8 protein-coding genes are annotated in these 4,381 nt (G+C 54.7%); 5 read left to right on the forward strand and 3 right to left on the reverse strand.

Annotated elements, in window-relative coordinates; translation table 11 throughout:
* The 3 genes from AC2FNC_RS20220 to AC2FNC_RS20230 form a co-directional block, all read right to left on the reverse strand.
* Positions 1 to 581, reverse strand: a 581-nt coding sequence (locus tag AC2FNC_RS20220; protein WP_496716475.1) for a YeeE/YedE thiosulfate transporter family protein, incomplete at its 3' end; no start/stop codon positions are given.
* A 42-nt stretch (positions 582 to 623) separates the two neighbouring features.
* Positions 624 to 932: a metalloregulator ArsR/SmtB family transcription factor gene (locus AC2FNC_RS20225; RefSeq protein WP_480520690.1), complete on the reverse strand. Its 309-nt coding sequence runs from the start codon at positions 930 to 932 to the stop codon at positions 624 to 626.
* A gap of 100 nt (positions 933 to 1,032) precedes the next feature.
* Positions 1,033 to 1,407 carry a hypothetical protein gene (locus AC2FNC_RS20230; protein WP_496716476.1) on the reverse strand — a complete coding sequence of 125 codons (375 nt, stop codon included), beginning with the start codon at positions 1,405 to 1,407 and terminating at the stop codon, positions 1,033 to 1,035.
* A gap of 80 nt (positions 1,408 to 1,487) precedes the next feature.
* Here AC2FNC_RS20230 and AC2FNC_RS20235 point away from each other — a divergent pair, with 80 nt between their 5' ends.
* The 5 genes from AC2FNC_RS20235 (at position 1,488) to soxZ (ending at position 4,256) form a co-directional block, all read left to right on the forward strand.
* A complete protein-coding gene (locus AC2FNC_RS20235) occupies positions 1,488 to 2,228 on the forward strand; it encodes a cytochrome c biogenesis CcdA family protein (RefSeq protein ID WP_480555209.1) in 741 nt (246 codons plus the stop codon).
* 14 nt (positions 2,229 to 2,242) lie between these two features.
* Positions 2,243 to 2,821, forward strand: coding sequence for a thioredoxin family protein (locus tag AC2FNC_RS20240; protein ID WP_496716477.1), 579 nt, complete (start codon positions 2,243 to 2,245; stop codon positions 2,819 to 2,821).
* A gap of 131 nt (positions 2,822 to 2,952) precedes the next feature.
* Entirely contained in the window at positions 2,953 to 3,429 is a 477-nt protein-coding gene (gene soxX / locus AC2FNC_RS20245; RefSeq protein ID WP_480555208.1) for a sulfur oxidation c-type cytochrome SoxX, read from the forward strand.
* A gap of 46 nt (positions 3,430 to 3,475) precedes the next feature.
* Positions 3,476 to 3,892: a thiosulfate oxidation carrier protein SoxY gene (gene soxY, locus AC2FNC_RS20250; RefSeq protein WP_480520617.1), complete on the forward strand. Its 417-nt coding sequence runs from the start codon at positions 3,476 to 3,478 to the stop codon at positions 3,890 to 3,892.
* A 34-nt stretch (positions 3,893 to 3,926) separates the two neighbouring features.
* The gene (soxZ, locus tag AC2FNC_RS20255; protein ID WP_480495914.1) at positions 3,927 to 4,256 is read left to right on the forward strand and encodes a thiosulfate oxidation carrier complex protein SoxZ; all 330 of its coding nucleotides are present in this window, start codon (positions 3,927 to 3,929) and stop codon (positions 4,254 to 4,256) included.
* The last annotated feature ends 125 nt before the right edge of the window (positions 4,257 to 4,381 follow it).

The following is a 4,381-nucleotide window of genomic DNA, read 5'->3' on the forward strand; positions in this document are numbered from 1 at the left end:
CGAAAACGATCATTTGTCAGGGCAAACACTACTATGGCAGAGCCGACAAGCGTTCCTGTAACCCATGCAGGTATCGACGTCAGCCGTTCGGCAAGGAAGCTGACGCTTTGTGGATTACCGAGATCCATGGCTTCGGGAAAAAGCCAGATCCTGACATAGGCCAGAGGGCCGGACATGACCACATATGCGGAAAGGCCCACGATCAGGACAATGACGAATGACCGAAGGTCACCGCCGCCAAGGCGCGCGAGCGCGCCATAGCCACAGTTTCCGCTGATGGCCATGCCATATCCGAACATCAATCCGCCAATGACCGATCCGATCGGATTCCACGTCTGCGCAATATAGGTCGTGCTGAGTGGATCAATCCACCCTAACGCCATGCCCAAATGGCTGCCGACGATCGCAACACCAATCGCGACGGCCCACATACGCAGGCGCCGGTCGTCATTTGCATAAAGATAATCTTCAATCGCACCCAAGGTGCAGAACCGCCCAATGCGCGCGGCAAGCCCAAGTACAATGCCGCCGACCAGACCGACCAGCGCAACTGTATTGGCGTCTCCCAGAAGTTCGAACATGGCCAGTCTCCTCCCAAAGCTGGCGGTGTTTCTCTCGGGCTTCTACTTGTCCCGACAGAAAAGATTGTAGACGACTTCCAGAATCTGAGTCGACCGGTCGTCCGCCAATCTGTAGTAGATCGTTTTGCCTTCGCGTCGTGTCTTGACCAGCCCTTCAAAGCGCAGGCGGGACAACTGTTGGGAAACGGCAGCCTGTCTGGCCGACAGCATTTCCTCCATCTGCGTGACGGATTTCTCACCAGATGACAAATAACACAGAATCATCAGCCGCCCCTCATGGCTGATCGCCTTGAGGAAATTGGACGCCGTCTGGGCGTTATCCATCATCCTGTCCAAGTCCTCGTTGTACATGTCCTTGGTGAACACGGGCAGTTTCGACTGTTTGTCCAACAAGATCCTCTCGCTTTCGTGGCTTCACGTATTCAAAACAGTATATGTAAATCCTGGGGATTTAACCAGAGCTCTCGATCATTACTCCGGCGTCACGTAGTAAAACACCCAATAGCCCCCAGAAAAAGTCTTCGCCAGGATAACCCTCGATCCGGCCGATTTCATGACCGTCCTCCAGCAATACAAAGGTCGGCGTATAGAAAAGGGGCCGATCCAGGATAATCCATTCGGGCGTGGTTGCGTGGATGTCCGTTCGTTGCAATGGGGCAACTTTTCCTTCCGCTGTCAGCGGGTAGATTTCGGAAATCTCGGCGTCCCAGCGGGCGCACCACATGCACCCGTCTTCTTCCGCCATCAGCAACACCATTTCGGCCCGCGACGTAGCAGGCCAGATCAACAATGTGATGACGAACAATGTTTGAATTGCGTGACGCATCAAAAGCTCCGATTGACCGAGGTGGTATATCTTTATTATTTTGAATGTATGAATAATAGCCTGTCAGGACTGATTTGACCATGCTCGACATCACGTTTGCAGGGGCTCTGATCGCGGGGCTTTTGTCTTTCCTGTCCCCCTGCATTCTGCCCATAGTCCCGTTCTACCTAAGTTATCTGGCGGGTGTCGGGATGGAGCAGATTTCGGCTGGTTCGACGATCACCCCGGATGTTCGCCGCCGGGCGACCCTGTCAGCGATAGCTTTTGCCGCCGGGATCATCACGGTCTTCATGGCGCTTGGGGCCACGGCGTCGATCTTTGGTCAGATGGTACGCGCGTATTTCGACATTCTGCGATGGATCGCTGCGCTCATCATCATCGCGATGGGCCTGCATTTTCTGGGTCTTTTCCGTATCGGGTTCCTGTATCGACAGTTCCGTGCAGATATCGGCAAGACGACAAATGTAAGCGTGATCGGGGCATATGTTCTGGGGCTGTCTTTTGCCTTTGGCTGGACGCCTTGCGTCGGGCCGGTTCTGGCGGCGATCCTGTTCACGGCGGCCGGAACCGAAACCGCTTGGCGCGGTGCCGCGCTTTTGTTTGTCTATGGGGTTGGCATGACGGCGCCGTTTGTTCTGGCAGCCTTTTTGGTTCGACCCTTCATGCAATGGATGGCGCGCTTCCGGAAACATCTGGGAATCATTGAAAAGGCGATGGGTGTCTTGCTGATTCTTTTTGGCATCCTGATCGCGACCAATACCATAAATCTAATCGCACAATGGATGCTGGATCACATGCCTTGGCTGGCGGCCATCGGCTAATTCGGGAGGACACCATGACACGGGTAATACTGTTCTTGATTACAGGGCTGTTTGCAGGGGCGGTTTCCGCAGCTGAACTGGGGGATGACGGTCTGCATAAAACGCCGTGGATGAGAGACACGTTCAAAGACCTTCGTGAAGACCTTGAAGAGGCGAGGGGGGAAGGTAAGCGGCTGGTTCTGTTCATTGAACAACAGGGCTGCATCTACTGCAAAAAAATGCATGAAGAGGTTCTCCCCCAACCCGACCTGTCTTCGTATATCGAAGAAAACTTCTTTGTCGTTCAGCTGGACTTACACGGAAGCACCTTGGCCACCGATTTTGACGGAGAAGAAGCCGAGCAAAGATCACTGATGCGCAAATGGGGGATTCTGTTCACCCCTACATTGGTTTTCTTACCGGAGGACGTATCAGAGGATGCCACAGCAATCGAAGCGGCCGTTGCGGTCATGCCCGGGGCGTTCTCGAAGGGAACGACCCTCGATCTTTTTACCTGGGTCAATGAAAAACGGTACGAGCTTGATAATGGGGAAGATTTTCAACGGTATCATGCGCGCCGCATTCAAGAGCGAAACAATGTTTCGCAAGATTGATGCGGCGCAATATAAATAAAAAAATTCATTAAGATGAATTTAATGTTGCGATGAACCCTGCCCGTCGACTACGGTACACAGAGGCTTTGGGTCGCAAAGCGCCATCGGCGCGGTAGCAAATGGGAGGGATCATGAAGCTGAGACACTTGACTTTGGCTTGTATCATAACAGGCAGTGCCGCCATCGCGGCAGAAACAGGACCAAAAGACGTACAGTTTGACGATTATGGCGCGGTGGAGGCTTCATTGACCGGCGTCGCTGGCGATGCGGCAAACGGTGCGGTCATCGTGGGCGAGAAATCCAAGGGCAACTGTGTGGCCTGTCATCAGGTCACGGCCTTGGCGGATATTCCGTTCCATGGCGAAGTCGGTCCGCTGCTGGATGGGGCCGGGGATCGGTGGTCCGAAGCGGAGCTTCGAGGATTGGTTGCAAATGCCAAGATGACGTTTGACGGAACGGTCATGCCCGCCTTCTACAAGGATGACGGATATATCCGTCCAGGCGACGCCTATACGGGCAAAGCCCCGTCAGGGCCTTTGACGTCAATCCTGACTGCACAGGAAATCGAGGACGTCGTCGCGTTCCTCGCAACCCTTAAAGAACAATAATCACGCTTTCAGGCGTGAATTCGTGAGGATCCAAAGGAGATTGAAAATGGAACTTTCTCGTCGCGAGACTCTGGCTCTCGGTCTGGGCGCTGCGGTCCTGACCCTGATGCCGTTCCGCGCAAATGCGGCTGCGGAAGACGCGATAGCTGCGTTTACTGGCGGTGCAGACATGGCCGACGGCGGTGTGACACTGACGGCGCCGGAAATTGCCGAGAACGGAAACACCGTTCCGATCGAAGTCAGCGCGCCGGGTGCGGCTGCAATCCTGATCGTAGCAGCCGGAAACCCCGAGCCCGGCGTTGCCACGTTCAACTTTGGCCCGCTGGCTGCTGCACAGGCGGCTTCGACCCGTATTCGACTTGCCGGAACGCAGGATGTCATTGCTGTGGCCAAAATGGCTGATGGCAGCTTTGCCAAGGCCTCGGCAACCGTAAAAGTGACAATTGGCGGCTGCGGCGGCTGATCGCCGCGCGCCCTGAAGAACAGGAGAACAACCAATGGCATCCGGTGTAAAACCCCGCGTCAAGGTTCCAAAAACAGCCGCTGCTGGCGAAGCAGTCACGATCAAAACGCTGATTAGCCACAATATGGAAAGCGGTCAGCGAAAGGACAAGGAAGGCAACGTTATCCCGCGGTCGATCATCAACCGATTCACCTGCGAGTTTAACGGCCAACTCGTGATAGACGTGGCCATGGAACCAGCGATTTCGACAAACCCGTACTTTCAATTCGATGCAACCGTGCCCGAAGCCGGGGAATTCGTCTTCACGTGGTATGACGATGACGGTTCTGTTTACGACACAAAAAACTCGATCGAGATCGCCTGACGGCTCGACCGCACTGGCAGATCAGCGCCGGTGGCGAAACCTGCGCTGATCACCCAAGGGAGGAACGCAATGAATAAAAAAGCACTCACGGCGATCGCGGCAGTTCTGGCATTCCCAGTATCAGT

The organism is Ruegeria sp. BHSA123 (assembly GCF_059613425.1).